Source organism: Mucilaginibacter paludis DSM 18603, assembly GCF_000166195.2.
Lineage (GTDB): Bacteria > Bacteroidota > Bacteroidia > Sphingobacteriales > Sphingobacteriaceae > Mucilaginibacter > Mucilaginibacter paludis.
Map to the genome: position 1 here is coordinate 2692199 of NZ_CM001403.1, position 21908 is coordinate 2714106.

A 21908-nucleotide genomic window follows, 5' to 3' on the forward strand; every position below is an offset into this window, starting at 1 on the left:
CTTCCAATCGCCGGGAAAGCGGCTGCCCGCTGGCTGATCAGAGGTAAAAATTATCGGTTTATCCGCGCTGCCACTAAAATCTATGTCCTTAGCTGTCAAGCTACCGTGAGTTGCTTTTTCTCCGTAGATAATTGTTCCTGGTTCAACAGAAAGTTTTGAGTTAAAAACCACGTCGCCCCTAAGCAAATATTTTTTATCGGCGGTTAAAATAAAATTATCGTTATATGTTCCCTGCAAAACATTCACTATGGTATAGCTTTGCGCACAGGTAACGCTTTTACCATGAACAGTAACCGTAATTTTACCGGACGATACCAAAACAGGTGCGATAACCTGCAATCGATTAGGCGTTGCTGTTGCTACCTCCCCTTTTACACCGTTAAACAATACCGTGTTATTGTCAGCCAATGGGTCGAAACCGCTTCCGTAAACAGATATGGCATCGCCGCTGGCAAAAGCAACTGCCCCAAAACCGCTAACACTTAATTCGGAAGAATTTTGCACGTCTTTTTTACAAGCCTGTAAAAACAGCAGTGCGCAAATCATAAATTTTAAAAATGATTTCATATTTATTTTATAAAGAATATGTTATTTGTAAGGCGTTTGCTGAGGCACGAAGTTGCACCACGACCGTGTCCAATCCACGGCTCCAAATGCCCCCCTGAATTTTTGTGTCTTATCAATAAAACTGTCAGATAATTGACTATCAGTGAATATTGCTCCCGATAATAATAATGAGGCGGTGGCAGGAATCATTAAAGGGCTTGATATTTTACTGTATAGCGCCATATTTGCAATACCCAACTCATCGTAAGTTGCATTGGGATTAGTGGCTGCGAGGAAAGGCGTGGTAAGCTGCAATTTTAACGAATCATTACTGGCATTAAAATTTGCCGCCTGTGCAGTGTTTGCTGATGATTCAAACCCGCTTGTGGCATTTCGGAGGTTCTCTCCCGAAAAAATGTAACCGCGGAGAGGGGGTACATCGTGGTTGAGGGTGTTATCAACAGTTGCAAGTGTATAAGTGAAAGAAGAATATTTAATAACCGAACCATCGGCACCATTACCATACCTGGACCATACCTGCTGCCCATCAAGCGAAATACCGGCAAGCCACGAGGCGGCGATGACAGAGTTAAACAATTGCAAGGTGCCGGATTGAGGCTGTCCGGTAGTATAATTTATACCGCCAATGTGTACACCCCGCCCCGCACGCGGATTTAGTATATCATCGTAATTTCTGTAGTAGTTATAATTGGGTGGGTTGATAACGGCATTACGAGCCAGTCCATTAGGCCCCATTAGGGTTAAATTAGTTATAGTAACGGGTTGAGATGATTGTACCAGCAAACCATCGGCCCCAAACTGATCGGCATACAAAGGGTCTTTTAAGCCAACTAAAAACTGGGCAATAACCCGGCTACCCCCGGCAAAATCAAAGTCGTTGCCGGCACAGCCAAATGCAAATAAATATTTAAAGTATCCAGTCGTTCCAGTACCTGCATTACAACGAAAGCCATCGCCCCCGCTATAGGACGCTTGCACATTGGCTATTTTGCCACCTACAGTACCTCTGTTTATCAGGAGCGCTGCTCCAGCGGCGTTTGACAAATGGTACCCTGCATATTCAATTCTAACATAGTTTATAACGTCATTGGCATCTGTCGAAGTAGAGGCCTTAAGGATTATACCAGTCCAGTCGCCTGGACTGCGCAGACCAATGGGTTGGTTTGAAGAAAAAACAACTGGCTTATCCGCAGTACCATTCACAACGATTGTCGCGCCATCATCAATTGTAAGCGACGCATATGTTGCTTTTTCTGCAAGAATAATAGTGCCGGCTTGTATCGTTAAAACAGTTCCCTTTGCCATGTGAACCGCACCTCTGAGCAAATACAACTTTTCTGGCGAGAGATTAATACTGGCGGCTTGATTGCCAGAGAGCACTGTTGTCAAGTTAAATTCCTGATCAAAGGTGCTTGATTGACTATCTGTTTGTACCGTTACCTTACCGGTTTTAGGCGCAGTTGGAACAACTACGTTTAACACTTCAGAGGTAGCAGCAACAACCTTTGCATCTACGCCATTTATTTTAACTTGGTTGCCATCGGCACTCGCCTTAAAACCTACACCGTAAACTTTTACGGTATCGCCGCTACCTGCTGTCAAAGGCTCGATGCCCGTTATGCCGTATTTAAGTCCGGTATTAGCGGTCTCACTATCCTTTTTGCATGAACTAAACATCAAAAAACCGGCTGCAATAAATAAGGTTCCTGCTTTTCTAAATTGCTTGTAAAAGTTTCTATCCATAAATCAATTATTAATAATCTTTAGCAGGCCGTATACATAAGCCTTATGCCTGTTATTAATAGAGTGTGGAATAAAATGCAATCTCCTATTGCAGCCGTAACTTTTTTTTAAGAAAACCTCAAGGGACATGTAATTTTGTTAGCATTATGTATAAATGCTATTCAATTCCGGGCTTCAACTCAGTCTTATTGTATAAACGAAACTGGGAAGTTTAAATTCGGCCAAAGAGAAGGCAGGCGAAAATCATCCAAATAGTCAATAATGACCGTATTTGTTGCGAAGATGTTATTAACTGATTCTGTACAGTTTTTTGGGTAATATTGAGTTCTTCCGCTATCGCCTTGGTCTTCATATTATCTTCAAAGCGCATGCGGAATATTTTTTGTCGTTGCGCAGGCATTGTGCCAACCATATCATTGTATGCCGCCCACAACTCCTTACTAACAATATTTGTGTCTGCGGATGATGCCTGTAAGGGAAGGTTTTCTAAAGCATCAAAGAAATCAACTGTGATCTTATGGCTCGCTACTTGTTTTAATACACCATAGCGTACACTTGAATATAAATAGCTGTCAAGGCTTTCAATCTCCAACCTTTCCCGTCTTTCCCATAAGGTAACAAACAAATCCTGTACAAGATCTTTACTTTGCTTTTTATCCTTTAGGCGATTATAAGCCATAACATAAAGCTTCTTCCAATATTTTTTATATATTTTGGAAAACGCATCGTTATCACCCTGGCCAATAAGTTGGAGCAATTGTTGATCTTCCATCCAGCGCTATCTTATAGCGCCAAAATTATTATTCCAATGTTAACTCAGCCTCTGTTTTAAGTTAAGGATATTATCGCATGATCTTTGGGATATCTCTTTCTTTTAAAAAATATTAGCAAGGTACGGTTATTCACATATCTTATTTTATATCAGATATTTACCATTATTAAACATGCTTGATAGGTATCAATATTATTACAAACTTCAGTTATTGGATGGCCATTAGGGCAAGTCATATTATACCGCTTCGCTGCGCTAAATGATATTTCTTTTTGTTTCATAAGCTGATTTTTCCTGTCTTTTGTTTCTCTGTTTGTTTCTTATTCGTCAGGGTCGAGAAGTGTGTCCGGTTTAAAATATCTGTTGAGCAGGGCTTCGGTTGGTGATCCTCTATATATCTTAACGTCAGATATCATTTTGGGTTGTACAGAATACATTTTTCCTATGTTCAGGGAATGGTTACCCGTTGAGTCGTTCGAAAAGTTCCTTGAAATACCTTTTCAGTTGGAGGGGTTGGTCATCTCGATATAGGCCACCTGTAGTACAGAAAGTATTGTTTATGTTTTTTTTGGGAAATTTTCTGCAAATAAAAAAACCCCACTCGCCAGAGTGGGGTTTTTTTATTGATTTTCAGGCTCCTGAGGCTGGGCTCGAACCAGCGACCCTCTGATTAACAGGGGGATAGTGAACCAATGCAACACGCTGCATATCAGGATTTTATACTTTCAAATTTTACTTTTGTTACATATTTGTAACAAAAAATCTTACTAACTCAAAAGTAAGAAAACCAATAATAATTACCAACTAAAAGGAAAAATAACCTACCAATAAAATTCAAACTATTACCGAAATTCCTCTGTATCCATCAATTCCTTTAAAGAAATTTGAAACGCACTAAAAAGAGCTGAAAGCGTACTAACACTGGCATTCGGTAGATAAAACAGACTATAGGATAAAATGATCCTATTTTTCATACCAACAATAAATAGACCATTTTAATGCAAATCAGCTTTTTTCTATGGAAAACTTAACAATACGCGCAGAAATATGCGCGTAGGAGCACTTTATACATGCATTCGATACAACTATCTTGAATACTTCCCGCAAAGTAATTAATTTTAACTATTAATAAATACACAAGCTGATACATGACACCAGCCTATATCCTTTTCCGAACACCCTGAAAAATAAACTAGTGCGAATTAAATTACTGTCTGCTATTTAATCAAAGAGCTTCTTTACCTATAAATTGTCAGAGGAAATATACAATCGCATTTTTCACAAGGCCATCTGGAGGAATGTAATAGGCTATTCGCGGCATTTGCAGTTGCTAACTAATTTTCAAAAGAACGGGAACATGGAAAAAATGCAAAGACCTATAGCACTAAAATTCAAATCACAGCATAAAATAATCCAAAAAATCAGCCAGGATTTTCTTAAGAAAGTTCGGTATAGAGTTGGTCATGGTGAAAGAGAATTGATCGAAATTAAAGAGGGAACAATTTATTCTCAAAGACATAGCCATTATCTTTTTTATATAGAAATTATTGAATTTCGGCTAACAGAGGAACTTGATATGAGTTATCTCGTTCACAATCCGGCATTATTCCTATTCTTTATGTTACACGGGAATGTTAGCTTTTCGTTAGCTGACGGCAATGCCATCGCAGATGCTGATAAGGGCGTATGCTATCCCACATACAATAAGCCAGGCGAATTTTTTGCCAATTTCCCCAAAGGACTACACTATCTGTTTTATATATCTACAAGACCCGGCTGGCTCAAAAATCACCTGGACGATTATCCATATCTCCGTGAATTCATGAACGGATTTGAACATAATACAGATCTGTACAGCCATTTGCCGCAATATCCTATTGTTGAGCCCATGCGAAAATTTTTACGCGAGTTATATAAAATAGATCTTGCCAGCCCACGTAATCTTGAAATTGGTATTACTAACAATTGTATGGGGCTTTTTGAGGAATACCATCGAATGCTCGAGTCAGGTAAAAGCTTGAAAAGTGAAAGTCCCAGAGAAATCATTATCACGATCAGGGAACATATTGATAAAAACTTTACCGATCCGGATATTGGGAATTTAACTATGCTTGCAGAACGTTTTCCCCTATCCGACCGAAGCATCAGACGGCTGTTTCCCATTGTAACGCAATATTCGATACATGACTATGTCGAGATTTTACGGGTGAATTACGGGCACGAATTATTGCGGAAAACAAGGCTACTTGTAAAAGAAATCGCATTCAAAACAGGCTTTAAACATTCTCATTATTTTACAATGGTGTACAAAAAACATTTTACAATTTCTCCTAAAGAGGCCCGTAAAGGCAGACTTTAAGTTCAAAATATCAAAATTTGACAAAATGGAGGCCTGAAATAAAACGTTCTTGGCCAAAATGCGATATTTTCTATACCGAAATTTATGTCATTCAATCAGATAAAAAAGATTGTATAATACGCATGGGGAGTACCGGCATTCATAACGCAATTTCCAGGCGACAAGCATCGCACTAAGGTGATAGTCCCCTGACCTAATTAAGCTGTCATCCATGTTTAAACCGGTGGTACTCGTAAGTTGGTTGCCGAATCAGGTGCAAGGAACGCAGGCGCAGCGATAAGTGCAAGTATAAAAAATGGGCGGATCGTATCAAGGCTACGGTCGTGCTAAAAAGTAAATTAGAAAACAAATAAATGAAACGACGGAAACGCAACAATATGAGAGATTGAAAGGCATATTAACCGGTCTTCTCTGCTTATGTCCAAGGCAACGCTAACCGTCGTTTCATTGAAATTGGAATCGATGATTTATAAGAACATCGCCATTATATGCGGTTGTTTACAAAGTAAAAAGTCAAGATAAGCTATAATTTCAATCGCAGCCATGAAAGAGCAATACGCCAATACACCAGTTCAAACTGAAATTGCACCTGTGGCATGTGGTGATTTTAACGGGAATTATGCTGCCGTTTTGACAAAGTATGGATTGGAACATCAGACTTTCGGTAATTATTTAGAAGTTGGCCGTAAAAGCGGGATTCAGGGATGGGTATTGTATATTTCTATTATCCGGCAAGAGATGACTTCATTCATGGAGCAATTTTTAAATAGTTATCTCCCTTTACATTTTTCATTTACCATCCCGGCTAACAGAACTATACATACCATGATTTTGGATGGGAGCTTTGGCCGTGATGCAATCGGGAAAGTAATAACCATTTATCCTGAAAACAAAGAAGCAGCACAAAGCCTTGCCGCTGAATTGATTAAACTGACAAAAGATTTCGCCGGGCCGGATATACCCGCCGCAATTCACCTCGGCGGCCATGTATATACCAGTTTTATTCATGAGTTATCAACGGAAAAGAAGGCTAAGTGGCCATTCGATCCTATAAAAGAAAAAAAAATCACGAAACCTGGTCGTTGGATCGGCAAATATTTAATCGTTTCTCAATTAAAAGGCGATGCAAAAGGTAACGTATACAAATGCCTGAATCTTAATAACTGGAAAAACATTCACTGGTGCGTGATTAAACAAGGGGCAGCGCACCAATGTGCTGACGATTTCGGAAGATCTATCAAAGACAGGCTGGAATGGCAATACGAATTACTAAGGGATTTGGAAGGGGAAATTTCGGTTTCTAAACCAATAGATTATTTCGAACATAAAAATGATGCCTACTTAGCTATAGAATACGTTGAAGGCACACACTTATATGATAAAATCAACCAGTTGCACCAGGGGGCAATGTGGATAGCGATGCCGGTTGAAGCTAAACGGGAACTCATTAAAATGCTGGTAGCTGTTGTTGAAATAGTGGATCAATTTCACAGCCAGGACCTGGTTCACCGCGACCTTAATCCCGGAAACTTTTTAGTCCGTGCGGACGGCTCAATTGTAGCTATCGATATTGAACTGACTTACGATTACTGTTCCAATGTTCCGAAGCCGGCCTATACCTTAGGGACGCCCGGCTATATTTCGCCTGAGCAAATGCAGTTTAAGACACCCGACCTTGAAGATGATTATTACGGGCTGGGGGCTTTAATGCTAAAAGCTTTTACGGGCATATCTCCATCAAAATTTACAGGCAATGATGAGGAAGTCGTTTTCAATGCGATGAAATTCTTTACGGGTAACAATGCGATTGCATCGCTGATCAGCAGGTGCCTGGCTCATGATCCAGAATCAAGACCCGAAATCAAGTCCATACAACATTCGCTGTCCGTCTATGATGCGTTACTATTAACCAACCTAAAAATCGAATATCCGGAACCTGAAATTAAAGTTCACGGGGATGAGAATACGGAAATAAAAGAACTCGTTCAAAAAGGATTAAATGCCCTGGCAAATCCTATCATGATGGATCAGTCTGGCTATTGGATTAGTAAAGGCAGTGAAATGGGCGATGCCATAGCCAATGAATTTCGCAACTATGAATCAGTCCGGGGCTTTGCTAACGGCACTGAAGGTATCCTGTACATGCTTGCTAATGCTAAAAACGATGGATTTGATCTTGAGGAATTGAATATTCCTATCCATAGAAATTTAGAACGTTTGGACGCAAACACTGCTCAAATTAAAGGTGACGACTCCGGCTTGTTTTACGGAAGTTCAGGCAATTCGGTGGCCTTATGCGCCTTGATCAATGCAGGTCTTTTGGAGAAAAACATCCACTATCATCATCAAATTTATCAAGGCGTTACTAAACCATCCAACGGTGTTAACCTGGCCACCGGGAGTTCGGGACGTGGACTGGCAATGATATCCTGTGCGTCTCATAACCAACAACAGTTATATGAGCAGGAGTTACATTCAATAGTTTCAGATTTACTGAAACAACAGCAATTCGATGGATCATGGATAATTAAAAAACATCCATCCGACAAAAAAGGAGTCAAGATATTAGGCTTTTCGTATGGAATAGCAGGTATTGTTTATTTCTTACTGAACTATTATTCAAAATATGATGATTTAAACGTTAAAGAGCCCATATATAAAGCATTATCCTGGCTTTTAAAACAACGAATTTTATCAAACGGTCATTTGTTATGGCCGCTAAATTCAAAAAATCGAGGAATAGACCCCTGGTTTGAATATGGCTTTACCGGGGTCGCCTTAACCTTTATAAAGGCTTATGAAGTATTTAAAGAAAATACATTTAAAGAAGCCGCTATCGATGCCCTGTCAAGCCACCCTAAATTTATATCCAGCAATTACATAACTGTGAATAATGGGCTGGCGGGCTTGGGACACGTTTATATTGAAGCTTATAAAGTATTTAAAAATGAAGATTGGAGAGATCGTGCCAGGTACATCGTGTATTATTTAATGTACTGCCGCAAGACCGAGGCAGATGGAATTGCTTATTGGCAGGAAGGGAACTTTACCCAGCCCTCTGCCGGTTACATGAACGGGAATGTAGGCATTATAAACTTTCTCATGCACTACTTATATCCTGAAAAAAATGAAATTATAATTTAAATGCATGTTAATATGAAAAAGCAAGTATTTAAGGAATTTCTTATTGCAGCTTTAGTATTGCTTTTTATATATGCAAGCTTTAGCAAGTATGCTGATTTTCCCTACTTTCAGCAGTCAATGCACAGGCAACCATTTCCGAGTTGGATGTCGGATTTATTAATTTGGTTAATCCCCCCGTTTGAGATAATAATAGCTGGACTATTAGCCTTTTGGAAAACACGGCTATATGGTTTAATTGCATTTATATCGTTAATGGGCATATTCACTCTATACATTACTGCAATTTTAATGAACATTTTCCCGATAGTACCTTGCAGCTGCGGCGGGATAATACAATCCTTTGGATGGCTGCAACACTTATTTTTCAACTTGGTTTTTATTTTAATTGCTGGAATAGCACTTACAATAAATTCAAAAGAATTGAAGAAAGATAAAGTTAAAACAGAGATAAACTTAAAAAATGCTTATCAAGCATAGAAAATATTTCACGCGCGAAATCAGGTTAAAGCCAGTCCTGGATAAAACCGGCCTTTAAATAATTAAAAAGTTAATATTATGAAAAAGATCAGTATGGCCCTGATGGCCTTAGCAGCCGTAACAGGTATCAGCAGCGCTTTTGCGTTTAACCACCCGTTTAAACACAAAGCAAACAGTGTTACTTATTATGGGGTTGGAACAGCAAGCAATTTTTCTTGGAAATTAGCGCCCGAAGGCTCATGCCGTGGAACCAATATTCCAAATGCTGCCTGTACTATTACCTCAACCTACGATGTTACTGGAGCGGCTTACAACAACACCATGCCTGCCGGAGCAACCATCGTGAATGGCGCTGGAAAATTACACAACTAAATGCAGCTATTGTAGAGGTTATTCCGAAATGTCACAGGAATAACCTCTATTTAAGTTAGAAACGCGAATAATATTCAGGTTTAAACCTTATTAAATTGGTAGCACGTTAAAAACGAAGTTGGTCATTAATTAGATTCCTTAAATCATTTCCATTATCATCGAGTGGACTGATCGTATTACGCGTTATCCTCCCTACTTTATTAATAACTATCAAAGTTGGAAAACTTAGTATGTTATAATAACGTATTATGGGATGATCCATCATCTTGCCGTCCGTATATAAGCTTGTTGATAAAGGTGAAGTATATGTGTTTTGTCTCAAGCTTGATATCCAAAGTTTCTTGTGATTATCAATGCTGATATTAATAAAGGCTACATCCTTTCCGATATATTCTTTTTCTAAAGATGTTAAAATTGGAGATAATTTTCGGCAGGCCCCACATCCGGTATACCAAAAGTCAAGAATAACCACCTTCCCTTTAAAATCGCTCATTTTATGCAAATTGTTAAGACTATCTTTTAGCAAGAAATTATATGCATACGCTCCTTCGGAATACGTATTTTTCAGTTTCAAAATAACGTTCCTATAATTCCTGTTATGCACAAACCCAAGTGCATTGGTGATGATATCATTATTTAATTGATTCTCCTTCTCTTCATATAGTAGAAAACTTACAATTCTTTCGCGAAATTCCCCTGCATATTTCGTTTTAAAATATTTGTAAGCTTTTGCTAAGGCAAAACTCTGGCCTTTTAACAAGCAAGAATCCAAACGATAGGAATCAATTAAACCAATTGTATAAAAATTAGATTTTGAAGCATATTCATTTTGATTGTAGCCGGATTGGCTGAATATCTCATTTCTATAGTGAGACATGGATAAAAGAAGGTCTGCTGTTGAGTCGGGATAGGCTCTGTAATAATGTTTAACCATCGCATACTTAAAAGACTCTTGTTTGCCTAAAATATCCCCCCTTATAATTGCAAGAATATTAGCTGGTACTTTTCCTTGATATTTTTCAAGTATAGATAGTTGCTTAAATACAGAGCTATCCATTAAAGCACAATTGATATGCATATTAGCAATTTTCCAGTTGTATTTGTAGTTATATGAATGATCAATTTCAGTAAGAGACTGCAGTAATTTACAGGTCAAAGAACCTTTCCCTGCAAAATTAAGTTGACCTTTATATCCCGTGATAACTACGTTGTCGCCTATGGAAATTAAGTTTGAATACAAATTAGGGGCGTTCATCCCTGGAAAATATAATGTAAAATAATTTGGTGATTGACCGGGTTGAACAAAGAATTTGAAAGATGAGTGTTTTACCACCACCTGCTGCCTGGTTTCTGAAAGATTGTTCATATCAAACTCACCGAATTTATAGAAAACCAGCTTTATCGTATCACCGTCCTTAAGGAAATTCAGGTTCCTTCCTGAAATAACTGCGTAATTCGGCTTTTTATATGCGAACGTACTTGACTGTATCGTTAGCAACAATGCTATGAATATTAAAATGTGTTTCATAAAGGTGTTGGGTTACCGATTGTTTTGAGGAATATTGTTTAACTGCAATTCGTTATCCGGTATTGGCCACGCATATCGCGGATCATTTGGAGGGAGTGTATAAGTCACACCGTTTATAACTCGCTTAAGAGTGATGGAAAATTGGGGATCTTTATTAAGTCTCCTAAGATCATTCCAGCGAAGGCCACGATATAATAGTTCCTTACGCCTTTCAATAAGTATTTGAAGTAATGCAGAATTTGAATCCGTTGCTGCAAATGGGATAAAGGTTCCAGCCTTCCACCGCGTTACCAATAAAGTATTCAGGTCTTTTATGGCATCAGATGTGTTTCCCAACCTGGCGTTACATTCTGCCCTTATTAAATAAAGCTCATCTGTCGCAATTCCGCTGTACGCGTAACCTAAATAATCGTATGTCCCTCTGAAATATGGAACGCCTCCATCTATTATGAAAAAGACAGATTTTCTCAAATCATTGTTATTATATGACTTGTATAATGTTGAATCGGTTATTGAGATATAATAAGGAAAAGGTATGTCGTAGCTATTTAATACAGAATGAAAAATGTCCTCTTTGAAATAAGTTGTGCTAATAGATGCGGTTTGAGGTGTAATAGCGTTAAAGTCCTGGAGGCTACTATATATTTTCAATGCCCCGTCAGCGAAGCTAAAGGCATTTTTGTAATCACCCATTGCCAGGTACAATCTTGCCAGCAAAGCATTCGCTGAAGCTTGACAGGGCTGCGTTTTATAAGCAGGAGTTCCAGGCAGGAAAGAAATAGATGTTACTAAATCTTTTATCATTTGATTATAACATTCCTGAACTGTAGCTCTTGGGGATTTGATGTTTGGGTTTGATGAAAGTTTCAAGGGAATGCCTAAATCCGATTTTGATGTTTTGGGGTCATATGGTAAAGAAAATGTTTGAAGCAGGTTATAAAATGCTATACTTCTGAAAAACAGGGCACTTCCTTCAATCTGATTATTAAGAGATTGTTGTGAGGAATTGATTTTTATTTTCATCAAGGTTTCCAGGACAGTATTCGCATAATATATTTGCTGGTATGGAACACTCCAATCCGATACATTCTGACCTGGTTCGTAAACGGTTTTTGCCCATAAATATGAATTTCTCTCTATTGTCGGCTCAGCGCTCCACGTATCAGATGTAACATAAAGATCATCAGATCCTATTTCGCCCAAAGCCGGATCGTTGCTATTAAAAAGGCCTTCGTTCAACAATAACGATTGACAATCCGCCAATGTAGAAGGAACGTTCAAAGCCTGATTTGGCTTGGCATCAAGAAAATCATTTTGCTTTTTACAAGCTGAAAAGGCAATTATGTACATGAAAAATGATGCATACATTATTCTATTATATTTCATGATTATTTTTTTTAAAATGTTGTTTTAATACCAAAAGCTATTGTTCTCGGGATGGGATAAGCATTTTGAAAGCTATAGAGATCGGGGTCTAAATGGCCATGATTAGCCCGCCAGATTATGCCTATATTATTAGCATAACAATAGATTTGTAAATGTTTAAATGGAATTCCCTTCCAATTATTCTTATCAAAGTCATAGCTTAAAGTAGCGTCCTGAAGGCGGATATGATCACCCTTATCGACAAGGGTTTCAGAATATTGATAAAATGCATCCCGGCTCGTTAGGACAGGTAAAGCAGGCATCGATGGAACGTTAGTAAATTGCTCGTCTCCCGGTTTTTGCCATCTCTTGGAAAAATCAACATTACCTAATCCGGTATTGTATAGTGCGCTATATGAAATTGAAGGTCTTCTGAAGTAATAATTAAACTTATAAATGAGGTTGAATGAAAGAGCAAACCGATCAAATGAAAACGTATTACGTAACGAACCAAAAGTTGTTGGCCGGGAAGGGCCATTGTATTTGAGATCTTTTAGAGAGGTATTTGCTAATATGCTGGTATAATCTGTTGATAATTTGCCGTTTAAAAATCCTTGTGGATCACCGGTATTATGACTTAACCCTCCCCATTTATAGCTGTAAATTGCAAATAACGGGCTGTTTATAATCGGTAAAATGGTACCACTGTTACCCGCACCGTTAGCCAACGCATTTGTTGATGTTTGGGAGACATCATACTTGGTTACTTTATCCAAATTATAACTTAAAATGAAATTACTATACCATTTAAATTTTCCTTTATAAAAATTACGGCTGTTGATCGTGACATCCAATCCATGTCCTTTGGTATCTGCCGTGTTACCTCGGAAAGTAAGAAGTCCTGAAGAGGGTGGTAAAGGGGAATCACCAAATAAATCAATGCCATCTTTCAAATAGTATTCAAAGCTTCCTGAAAGAATGTCATTTTTAAAGGAAAAATCTGTTCCAAGATTTATCATACGAACCTTCTCCCACCGCAAGTCGGGGTTGGCTGGATTGATAATTATCGAATATGGAACGCCGGAATAAGTTGAATTGTTAAACTGGCGGATAGTTGTGACTGCTGCCACATTATTATCGATGTTAGCGTTATATCCGTAAGTTGCTCTTAGTTTTAAAGCGGGCAGCCAGTTAACATTGTAAAAACTCTCTTTATTGATTATCCATGCCAATCCCGTCGAGTATAAGGGAACAGATTTTTGATTAGTATTTACGCCAAACAAATTAGATTTATCAATTCTTCCGCTTAACGAAAAGATATAACGGTCCGCGTAGGTATAAGCGGCATTACTGAAATAAGATATATAACGGTTTGTGAATTTGCTGAACCCTTCATTATTGGGAATTTGTCTTGTCCCGCTTGGAATTGTCTTAAAGGCAGTTACGAAATTTACATTTTGAAAGGTTTCAGTCTGATCGTTATAGCCGTAAGCCGTAAAGGCGTTACTGTTTGTTACGGTCTGGTTTATTTCCGTGCCCCCCAAAACATTCAACTGATGCAATTCATTCCACGTATGCTCAAAATTCAGTTGCCCCCTTAATCGTTGAGAAGATAAGTCAGAATTCGATTGTTGTAAGATACCACCAACAGGAATGTTGTTAGTAACCGTGGCTCCATTAATAGTAGAATACTGGTTGATCAGATTCCTGGCATAGTACGTGTCCTGATTATAATTGTTTTTATTGACTGTGTTGCTTTTTTCATATTGATACTTAACCTCTGCGTTAAAGCCTTTCCAAAATCCATATTTTAATCCGCTAATGATACGGATATCATTTAAAGTAGAGGTATTATTAGCTTGTTGTAATTCGTTTAATGGATAGTATTGCCAGTTTAAAAGCCCATTTTGGGAGGCGGTGTTAGTAATCCAGGAATAGTTATAATCCTTAACTATAGGCAAGGGGTTTCCATTTGCATCCGCTAATGTTGTATAAGGAAAAAGGCCTGTATAGTTTCCGCCGTTATTGAGATTGTTTATTGCATCTGAAGTCGTATTACTTTGCGAATAAAACAAACTTGCAGATAGTTCAAGGTTATTTACAGGCCGAAACGTATTTCCTGAATTAATCGTCAACCGATTATTCTTGTTCCCGACCAAACTACTAAGGTTATCGTCATATCCGGTAGAAAAATAATAAGTGCTTTTATTATTCCCTCCATGTAAACTCAAAGCATATTGTTGATCGATACCCTTGCGATATAAATATTTTTCAATGTCGTTTCGAACATCGATTTTACCCAATGCGTTCAGTTGGGTGTTGAGCTGATCCGATGTGATTTTTCCCGCTTGTTGATCTGCCAATAATTGAACAACTGGGGAAACCACTGGATGCTGCGAACTATTTAAACTTGTCGTGTAAAAACCGGAATTGAACAAGGTTTTTTCAACGCTGATATAATCTTTAGAATCTAAAAAATAAGGGCTATAAAAAGCGTTCGGTTTATCCCCAATAGTGACATTTGCACTAAAATCTATTGATAACGGTTGGTTTATTTTGCCTTTCTTTGTCGTTAATACAATTACGCCATTACCTGATCGCACTCCCCAGATGGAGGCCGCAGCAGCGTCCTTTAAAACAGTTATACTTGCTATATCATTTGGATTAATGTTATTAATATCACCGTCATAAGGAAAGTTGTCTACTACGACTAACGGTTGGTCATTTGCAAATAACGTAGAGTGTCCCCTTATGCCTAAATCTAAAGTGCCATTTGCAGAACTAATCGTATTACGATTAAACAATAAACCAGGGACTACCCCCTCCAATCGGCTGATGATATCTGTACTTACTCTCCGGTTAATAATAGCACTATCTAATTGTACAAAAGACCCTGTAGCCCTTTCTTTAGGCAATGTTTGATAGCCTGTAGAAACTACCACTTCATTAAGCTGAGCGCTACCAATTTCAAGTACAATGGTTAGAAATTCTGCTTTTCTTACAACAATCTCTTTTGTCAGATAGCCAACAAACGACACTTGTAAAATTGTGCTGTCAGCAACATCCGTAATCTGAAATTCACCATTACCATTAGTCGCTATAGCCGGGCCATTCTTGATTTTGATTGTTGCACCAGGCAGCGGCGATCCATTAGCATCGGTTACTTTCCCTTTTACAGGGAATGGCGGTTTTTCCTGCGAGGGAGGCCGGGAACTTGAATTGTCGAACTTGATTACAATGCGGTCATCTATTACCTCATAGGTGAGTGAAAGAGGTGATAGCAATTCATTCAAAACTTTACTAACCGGCTGATCTTTTTCATGAACGGTTACCGGCTTTTCAATGATGCCTTTAGCATTGCTATAGATAATCACCATTTGCGCACGGGCAGCGATCTGGTCAAGTGTTTGTTTAAGCGGCTTGTTTTGTATATCAATAGAAATCCGCTTTTCTAATCCTTGTGAATGTGCTAAACCAGTAGCCAGTGCAAGGTTTATAAAGCTACTGGCCACTGTAGTTAATACAATGATTTTAATTTTTAATATAGAGCGTAAATTGGGAAGCATCGTGGTTAAATAATATGTTAGGGGATTTGAAAACTATAATTATTGGCCGGCAGTTGCGTGGCGGTGGCAGATCGGAGAGCCATAAAAAAGGCATAGGAGTTCCCGTTAAGCAATTTTTCATGTTTTTGCAGTTAATCGTGTTTGTTAAAATTTGATTATTGAATGCCTGGGCTAAGGCAAAGCTTTTAGCTACTTTCGCTATCTTTCATCACATCCTCCCGCTATTGTATATTTGTTATTCTCTGTCAATACATTGGCACCAATGGCTGCTGCCAGTTGGCTTAGCACAATCTTAATCGGCCTATTGGTATCAAATTCGCCGTAGCAAAGACACACGGCAGATTTGTTTTCCAGTTCGATGGGAACATCATAATATCTTTTTAAATCAGCCACAACTTCGGCCACTGGCGTACCGTCGTAACTCAGTATACCATCCCGCTTTTTGATCACAGGTTGTAAATCAAGTATTGTCTTACTGGCCAATAACGACTTGTCATTGTTGAAAAACACTTGTTGTTTGGGCTTCAGGGTAACTTCCGAGATTTTTTCTGATTTGGCCGACATGACAGCCACTTTTACGATGCCTGTCACAACGGTAATGGAATAGGTGTTAAGCTTGCTATCGGATTTGATGTTGAAAGATGTACCGACAACCTGTGTCTGCATCCGTCCGCTATGGATAATAAACGGGTGCCTTTTATCCTTAGCAACTTCAAAAAAGGCTTCGCCGTCCAGCGAAACTACACGATAACTATTAACTAACTGATCTCGATAATTCAGGGTGCTGGACGGGCTAAGCCATACTTTTGTACCATCGAATAACCTAATTAGTTTTCTCTGGCCGTTTTGGGTAACTAATTGTTTTGAGTGATTTTTGATTTGAGCATTGTAATTATCAGTAAAATGCCGGTAAAACAAAACTAAAGTGGCTGATCCGATCACCAGCCATAAAGCGGCGATCTTCAGCCAGGTATTAGCTATTTTATAGGGGAATTTGGATGGATTAGACTTTTGGGGTATTTGCGCCCGAATTTCGCTAAAGATGACAGATTTTACTTTGGTGATAATCTTATCTTCTTGTTCAGCTTTTAGCGGCTTTAGGGTATCTTTTGAGAGTTCATCACCAATCAAGGAATTAAAAAGTTCTTCATTTTCCTTTTTGTTGATTAGCTTAAACAGTTCATTGATCTCGTCAGGAGTACACTCAACGTCGAGGTACTTTTTAAAGAGACTTTTTATATAGATTTGATCCTTCATTTGTTGTGTTACTACACAACAAAATAAAACATAAGAGTAAATAGGGCTATTGAATAAATAAATTATTTTAATGGGCCATTTGTTTGCTGCAATTACACGCAGGGTGAAAACCGCAAATTGGCTTTCCGAAGTAATTCGAAACGAGCACCCAAAGGACATCAAAGTTTGTCGATAGGTAATCATTGATGTCCTTTGCGGTTGCAAACCTGAAATCGCTAACGCTTTATCGTATCTACTACCATCAAAACATTTTTGCTTTAACTTTGCAAATCATTGTAAATCATGTCCTATGCAGCTTAGAAATCACATTGTTTATCGCTTTTTAACTGAAAAACATTTTTTAAACGATATTATAAGATCATTGCTTCCCATAGAAGTTGAAAATATGATTCGCCATCAGCAGAGTGACGAAGAAATGCACAGGATCGCTATGACGTACAAGTTATTGGAGATAGATGAACAAAAAGCTTATTATATCACCAATACAGTAGTTGATAAGCTTGACATGCTTAAAGTAACCAATAAAAATGGGATATATGACTGGACGGTTTTTAAGCATGTAAAACCTTGTAAACTAACATTCATATTCAAAAACAATAGTTTTTTACGTGTCTGGATTCATCACCATGTTATCCAATTTTTACATGGTCAGTTTGTTTATTATTCACATCAGGAGAAGCTAAAGTATAAGGCAACAGGTACTATAGATGTGGTACAATTATATGTAGACAGGAATACCGGTGAACCTACTGCTTATTTTGCCCACGCGAGTGCAAAAGGTATGGAAGAAACCTTCTATAAATTATTGTGTTTTTTCTTTCTATCTGAAAACCAAGAAATTATTGTTAACCCAGGTAAAAGCTATGGCACCAAGAAACAACCTGATGCGCTTTCAAATGATATCAATGTACCTGTAACTATCGTTAACAGTTGCTGGAATATAACGAGCATACGAACCGACGGATTTGATGTAAGCGGGCATTTTAGATTGCAACCCTGCGGGCCTGCTTTAGCCGATACGAGAATGATATTTATAGAGCCGTATAAAAAGCATGGTTATGTAAGAAAGGCCGCCAAGCCATTAGAATAACGTTGAAAGTTCACTAAAAGACGTTATCGACATTTACGCTGATGAATAAGCCAGGTTGCGGAATATAGTTTTCGCAGGTTGTCATAAACTTCAATAACTTCCCTTGCGGTCAGTGTTTCGAGAACGGCTTTATCAGACAAAGCTATACGGAGCCATTCGTGCAGGTACTCCTTATATTGTTTTAAAGTAATCCGCTTGAAAAATCTTTTTATTACTGCCAATGGATTGAGGATCTCTTTTTCTGAAAGATTATGCGGGAAAAACTCCCAATCCTTTCTTTCCTGCTCAATTTGGCTTTCTGTTATGTTTTCATTTGATAAGAACATCATGCTATTACCGGAAGCTAATAAAAGATGGGCAGCCTCTATTAACTGTATTGTTTCTTCGTAAACAGAAAGGAGGTATACCGCCCCGTGACGACTTTTGAATTGCTCGTCATTAATTACGTAGTGCCGCCATTTTTTCAGATCTTTTCGATGCTCTCCCGGCAATCCAGACTGAAAGAAATCAGCAATGACCTCGAACGGTGAATTTACCTCACTTGATGGTGTATTTGTATATAGTGCAGGTGTGGCCATGGACTTTTAATTTACTATGGATTAATGCGATATAGTGCTACAGAGACTATCAGAAAGACAGCCAAATCAGTATTTAACAGAAAAAACTCTTTTACAGATTTATTGGCTGACACGATTTGATTGCGAATTGTTGAGGTGGAGATTCCCAAAATTTCACTTGCTTCCTGATAGCTTTTACCTTCAAATTTACACAGCTTAAAAACCTGCTTGCGTTGTGGTGGTAAATCTTCTATAGCCCTCATTAAAAGCTCGTAAGTTTCCTGGTCGATCATGTTTTCTTCCGCGTTGGTAACATGATCTACCGTAGTTATTATCAAATGGTCGATGAGTCGTTTATCACGGGCAACTTTTTGAAAATGGTTCAACACCAGCCACCGGGCAACCATATATAGGTATGGCCAAAATGCTTTATCGGGGTCAATTTGTTCGCGCCTTGTCCACACAGTTAGAAAAAGCTCTTGCAAAAGCTCCTGGGCAACTTCCTCATCTTTTACTAAAAACAAAATATTGCGGTATAAGGGCCTGCTACAATGATCGTAAATCTTGGCAAAAGCTCGCTCACTGCCTTGTTGCAGTTGATTTAGAAGTAAGGTAATATTTGTTTTATCTAAACTCATTGGATGGCTTCCTCAAATTGAATTGAGCCATTCAAGAATCCACTAAAGCCATAAGGCCGGAGCAGTTGTTCTTATTGAATTTGCCCGCACTCCCGGTGGTAACGGGGGCTTGAAACAAGTATCAGAGATACGAGTAACAAGCCAGGACGCAAACAATAAGCTGCCCCGGCCTAATAGCGTAGCTATAAGAACCGGGTGCTCACCTATTCCTCGCGTCCATTCAATACCACTTGTGCGGACGAGGCTCTTAGCGAACACCTCTATATCATTTCGATAATAAGTGTTGCAAAATTAATCTTATATCATCAATTTTTAAATCTTAAATATTTTAACAAATTACAAATATATAACAAATAGTCACTTAGGCAAATCAAATAGTCTATTTAACTAATTAATAACTCAAATAGACTATTTTTACAATTAATTCAACATTTTTAAGTGTTTTACATTTGGGTTTGCAGTGTAAACCGATGAGTAAAGCGATAAAGTTAAATAGGATTAAGGGTGCGTTAGTTGATAAAGGGATTCCGAGTTTTCTGCTTGCTATCTATATGGGTGTACACGAAACTACTGTATCTGATTGGTGTACTAATAGAAATCAACCAAGCCCTAAAGACTTTAAAAAAATAGCTGATTTTTTAGATTTAAATATTCGGGAACTTATTGTCCCAACGCAACCTACGGGCAATAAAATAGCAGAATCGATGTTAGCCGAAGTTGAGAAGTTTCAACATCAGGGCTTATCTTTATACGTCCAAACGGAAACCAAAACAAAAAAGCCAAAGAAAATTGTAAACCCTGAACTTTTGAAGCGATTAAAAGATCTTATAATTGAGAAATAACTGCCTCAACTTATTTGTCAGTTAACAAAAAAATACAAACAATCCACCTAAACAGCGATATCGGGATAGTCATTCAATAATTTTGCATTTACAACGTGTCGCTAATCAATAATAGATTCTTCTTCGTTAGCCGTTAAGCGGTTTTAATGTATCTGAAAGCTTTATATATTTGAGCGAACAAGATCCTATGAGCAAACAGGTTGAACGGCTAAAAAAAAATTTAATTGAGTTAACGGATGTTATAAACGCATTCCAGTCGGAAACGGTACAATGCATTGTTATTGACCGTATTTTGAACTATCTAGCAGCTAAAGACCGTGGCGCTGAAACAGATATAAATGAAGGGGATACTACAATACCTTTCAATGCCAATATCATAAAACCTGACCTACCGGGAAGCTCCAAGGGTAAAAAGATGGGTTCCACTAAAATCTTAAACCAATTATTGACGACTGATTTTTTTGATAGCCCGAAATCTATTGCTTCGATCACTGATTTTTGTGCCACGAAATATGATACCGTGCTTCAAACAAGTGAAATATCAGGTGTATTACTAAAGCTAATTAAGGTCAATAAATTATCACGCGTGAAAAGCGAGGAAACCAACCGTTATGTATATCTGAAACCGGCTGTGACGACAGCATAGTATGTTTGCTGAATTATTTTGTAATATATTTTGCTGCAATTAATAAGAGTAGCGTTCTATCAGCTTTAGCTTCATCGTAATTTTCCTTTAAAAGCTGCTTTATCTGTTTGTTTTTAAGTTTTACCGCAGCCATTTGAAGTACCTGAAACGAGGCCATCTCCACACTTTCAATATTTTGAAGGTAAAAAATGATTGACATGTCTCGAAGTTCTGCCTCTCCTGATTGCTCATTAATAGCTTCAAAAGCATCATCCACCAAACCCGTCAAGCCGTGAATACTGCCTTTTGATATTTGTGCGTCCAACAATTCATAGATTACTTCCATTCGCGCTATTTGCTTTTCCACATCATCTACCGTTTCCCTAATAGCTAACTGCAAGTCATTAAAATATACTTCGCTCTTGAGCTGCGGCAGCCTTTCGACCAGATGTGCCTTGGCATAATAGATACGGTTAAGGTGGTTAACAAAAAAAGTTTTTAGTTTTTCAGAACCTAACTTTATTTTTTTTGGAGATGATGATTTATCGGATAGTCCTGACATCGGCATTAGTTTGCCTCTAAGATAAGTGTTTTTTTACATGGGATAACAGATCGAAAATATCAAATGGCTTAGGTATATAGGCATCAGCACCGCATTCCTTGGCGAGTACAGCCAAATCTGATTCGCCGGAAACGAGCATAACAGGAAGGTGCCTGGTCTCCAATTGCGATTTAATTTCTCTGCATATTTCCGGCCCACTTTTTACAGAGCCGACTATGCGTACATCAAGCAATACAATATCCGGCTGTATAACCCGGATATGTTCAGCAGCTTCACCGGTGTTGGATATAACGGTCTCATAGCCGTTCTCCTGAAAGACAATATTTAATATTTCCAAGATGTCTTCATCGTCGTCAATTACGAGTATCCTTTTTCCCATGTTAATTCATACGCAATAATAGTCCCACCTATGACCTTATAGTCAACAAAGATTAACAAATAGTT

17 protein-coding genes and 1 pseudogene are annotated in these 21908 nt (G+C 38.2%); 7 read left to right on the plus strand and 11 right to left on the minus strand.

Features of this window, described 5'->3' with window-relative positions; translation table 11 throughout:
- Positions 1 to 330: 330 nt before the first annotated feature.
- The 3 genes and pseudogenes from MUCPA_RS39515 to MUCPA_RS11215 form a co-directional block, all read right to left on the minus strand.
- A pseudogene (locus MUCPA_RS39515) lies at positions 331 to 567 on the minus strand (hypothetical protein); the annotation flags it as partial.
- A 21-nt stretch (positions 568 to 588) separates the two neighbouring features.
- Complete coding sequence (locus MUCPA_RS11210) at positions 589 to 2310, minus strand: IPT/TIG domain-containing protein (protein ID WP_008506462.1); 1722 nt, start codon at positions 2308 to 2310, stop codon at positions 589 to 591.
- 211 nt (positions 2311 to 2521) lie between these two features.
- The gene (locus MUCPA_RS11215) at positions 2522 to 3082 is read right to left on the minus strand and encodes a sigma-70 family RNA polymerase sigma factor (protein WP_008506463.1); all 561 of its coding nucleotides are present in this window, start codon (positions 3080 to 3082) and stop codon (positions 2522 to 2524) included.
- 1357 nt (positions 3083 to 4439) lie between these two features.
- Here MUCPA_RS11215 and MUCPA_RS11220 point away from each other — a divergent pair.
- From MUCPA_RS11220 to MUCPA_RS11235, 4 genes are all read left to right on the plus strand, one after another.
- Entirely contained in the window at positions 4440 to 5441 is a 1002-nt protein-coding gene (locus MUCPA_RS11220; protein ID WP_008506464.1) for a helix-turn-helix transcriptional regulator, read from the plus strand.
- Positions 5442 to 5984: 543 nt separating this feature from the next.
- The gene (locus tag MUCPA_RS11225) at positions 5985 to 8585 is read left to right on the plus strand and encodes a lanthionine synthetase LanC family protein (RefSeq protein ID WP_008506465.1); all 2601 of its coding nucleotides are present in this window, start codon (positions 5985 to 5987) and stop codon (positions 8583 to 8585) included.
- Between the two features lie 12 nt (positions 8586 to 8597).
- Positions 8598 to 9062 (plus strand): MauE/DoxX family redox-associated membrane protein, encoded by a 465-nt coding sequence (locus MUCPA_RS11230; protein WP_008506466.1) that lies wholly within the window; start codon positions 8598 to 8600, stop codon positions 9060 to 9062.
- A gap of 78 nt (positions 9063 to 9140) precedes the next feature.
- Entirely contained in the window at positions 9141 to 9434 is a 294-nt protein-coding gene (locus MUCPA_RS11235; protein ID WP_008506468.1) for a hypothetical protein, read from the plus strand.
- Positions 9435 to 9540: 106 nt separating this feature from the next.
- On the opposite strand, the gene MUCPA_RS11240 is transcribed toward MUCPA_RS11235, so the two are convergent.
- From MUCPA_RS11240 to MUCPA_RS11255, 4 genes are all read right to left on the minus strand, one after another.
- Positions 9541 to 10800 carry a TlpA family protein disulfide reductase gene (locus tag MUCPA_RS11240; RefSeq protein WP_157543872.1) on the minus strand — a complete coding sequence of 420 codons (1260 nt, stop codon included), beginning with the start codon at positions 10798 to 10800 and terminating at the stop codon, positions 9541 to 9543.
- Between the two features lie 174 nt (positions 10801 to 10974).
- A complete protein-coding gene (locus tag MUCPA_RS11245) occupies positions 10975 to 12348 on the minus strand; it encodes a RagB/SusD family nutrient uptake outer membrane protein (RefSeq protein WP_008506471.1) in 1374 nt (457 codons plus the stop codon).
- Positions 12349 to 12359: 11 nt separating this feature from the next.
- A complete protein-coding gene (locus MUCPA_RS11250) occupies positions 12360 to 15893 on the minus strand; it encodes a SusC/RagA family TonB-linked outer membrane protein (protein ID WP_008506474.1) in 3534 nt (1177 codons plus the stop codon).
- Positions 15894 to 16091: 198 nt separating this feature from the next.
- Positions 16092 to 17150: a FecR family protein gene (locus MUCPA_RS11255; protein ID WP_157543873.1), complete on the minus strand. Its 1059-nt coding sequence runs from the start codon at positions 17148 to 17150 to the stop codon at positions 16092 to 16094.
- A gap of 289 nt (positions 17151 to 17439) precedes the next feature.
- Here MUCPA_RS11255 and MUCPA_RS11260 point away from each other — a divergent pair, with 289 nt between their 5' ends.
- The gene (locus tag MUCPA_RS11260) at positions 17440 to 18240 is read left to right on the plus strand and encodes a hypothetical protein (protein ID WP_008506479.1); all 801 of its coding nucleotides are present in this window, start codon (positions 17440 to 17442) and stop codon (positions 18238 to 18240) included.
- Positions 18241 to 18263: 23 nt separating this feature from the next.
- Here MUCPA_RS11260 and MUCPA_RS11265 read toward each other — a convergent pair whose 3' ends face one another.
- Entirely contained in the window at positions 18264 to 18818 is a 555-nt protein-coding gene (locus MUCPA_RS11265; RefSeq protein ID WP_008506481.1) for a hypothetical protein, read from the minus strand.
- 14 nt (positions 18819 to 18832) lie between these two features.
- Positions 18833 to 19435 (minus strand): RNA polymerase sigma factor, encoded by a 603-nt coding sequence (locus tag MUCPA_RS11270; RefSeq protein WP_008505329.1) that lies wholly within the window; start codon positions 19433 to 19435, stop codon positions 18833 to 18835.
- A gap of 470 nt (positions 19436 to 19905) precedes the next feature.
- Here MUCPA_RS11270 and MUCPA_RS36700 point away from each other — a divergent pair, with 470 nt between their 5' ends.
- Together MUCPA_RS36700 and MUCPA_RS11280 are read left to right on the plus strand one after the other, a co-directional pair.
- Positions 19906 to 20277, plus strand: coding sequence for a helix-turn-helix transcriptional regulator (locus MUCPA_RS36700; RefSeq protein ID WP_008505328.1), 372 nt, complete (start codon positions 19906 to 19908; stop codon positions 20275 to 20277).
- A 187-nt stretch (positions 20278 to 20464) separates the two neighbouring features.
- On the plus strand, positions 20465 to 20923 hold the full coding sequence (locus MUCPA_RS11280) for a hypothetical protein (RefSeq protein ID WP_008506483.1): 459 nt from the start codon (positions 20465 to 20467) through the stop codon (positions 20921 to 20923).
- 13 nt (positions 20924 to 20936) lie between these two features.
- On the opposite strand, the gene MUCPA_RS11285 is transcribed toward MUCPA_RS11280, so the two are convergent.
- The gene (locus MUCPA_RS11285) at positions 20937 to 21464 is read right to left on the minus strand and encodes a DUF892 family protein (RefSeq protein ID WP_040625844.1); all 528 of its coding nucleotides are present in this window, start codon (positions 21462 to 21464) and stop codon (positions 20937 to 20939) included.
- A 16-nt stretch (positions 21465 to 21480) separates the two neighbouring features.
- The gene (locus MUCPA_RS11290; RefSeq protein WP_008506486.1) at positions 21481 to 21843 is read right to left on the minus strand and encodes a response regulator; all 363 of its coding nucleotides are present in this window, start codon (positions 21841 to 21843) and stop codon (positions 21481 to 21483) included.
- Between the last annotated feature and the right edge of the window lie 65 nt (positions 21844 to 21908).

Excerpts from the sequence above, each read along its gene's own strand:
- MUCPA_RS36700 (WP_008505328.1), top strand. The coding sequence starts at position 19,906 with ATGAGTAAAGCGATAAAGTTAAATAGGATTAAGGGTGCGTTAGTTGAT.
- MUCPA_RS11290 (WP_008506486.1), bottom strand. The coding sequence starts at position 21,843 with ATGGGAAAAAGGATACTCGTAATTGACGACGATGAAGACATCTTGGAA.
- MUCPA_RS11230 (WP_008506466.1), top strand. The coding sequence starts at position 8,598 with ATGAAAAAGCAAGTATTTAAGGAATTTCTTATTGCAGCTTTAGTATTG.
- MUCPA_RS11270 (WP_008505329.1), bottom strand. The coding sequence starts at position 19,435 with ATGAGTTTAGATAAAACAAATATTACCTTACTTCTAAATCAACTGCAA.
- MUCPA_RS11245 (WP_008506471.1), bottom strand. The coding sequence starts at position 12,348 with ATGAAATATAATAGAATAATGTATGCATCATTTTTCATGTACATAATT.
- MUCPA_RS11210 (WP_008506462.1), bottom strand. The coding sequence starts at position 2,310 with ATGGATAGAAACTTTTACAAGCAATTTAGAAAAGCAGGAACCTTATTT.
- MUCPA_RS11250 (WP_008506474.1), bottom strand. The coding sequence starts at position 15,893 with ATGCTTCCCAATTTACGCTCTATATTAAAAATTAAAATCATTGTATTA.
- MUCPA_RS11255 (WP_157543873.1), bottom strand. The coding sequence starts at position 17,150 with ATGAAGGATCAAATCTATATAAAAAGTCTCTTTAAAAAGTACCTCGAC.
- MUCPA_RS11260 (WP_008506479.1), top strand. The coding sequence starts at position 17,440 with ATGCAGCTTAGAAATCACATTGTTTATCGCTTTTTAACTGAAAAACAT.
- MUCPA_RS11235 (WP_008506468.1), top strand. The coding sequence starts at position 9,141 with ATGAAAAAGATCAGTATGGCCCTGATGGCCTTAGCAGCCGTAACAGGT.
- MUCPA_RS11220 (WP_008506464.1), top strand. The coding sequence starts at position 4,440 with ATGGAAAAAATGCAAAGACCTATAGCACTAAAATTCAAATCACAGCAT.
- MUCPA_RS11240 (WP_157543872.1), bottom strand. The coding sequence starts at position 10,800 with ATGAACAATCTTTCAGAAACCAGGCAGCAGGTGGTGGTAAAACACTCA.
- MUCPA_RS11265 (WP_008506481.1), bottom strand. The coding sequence starts at position 18,818 with ATGGCCACACCTGCACTATATACAAATACACCATCAAGTGAGGTAAAT.
- MUCPA_RS11215 (WP_008506463.1), bottom strand. The coding sequence starts at position 3,082 with ATGGAAGATCAACAATTGCTCCAACTTATTGGCCAGGGTGATAACGAT.
- MUCPA_RS11280 (WP_008506483.1), top strand. The coding sequence starts at position 20,465 with ATGAGCAAACAGGTTGAACGGCTAAAAAAAAATTTAATTGAGTTAACG.
- MUCPA_RS11285 (WP_040625844.1), bottom strand. The coding sequence starts at position 21,464 with ATGTCAGGACTATCCGATAAATCATCATCTCCAAAAAAAATAAAGTTA.
- MUCPA_RS11225 (WP_008506465.1), top strand. The coding sequence starts at position 5,985 with ATGAAAGAGCAATACGCCAATACACCAGTTCAAACTGAAATTGCACCT.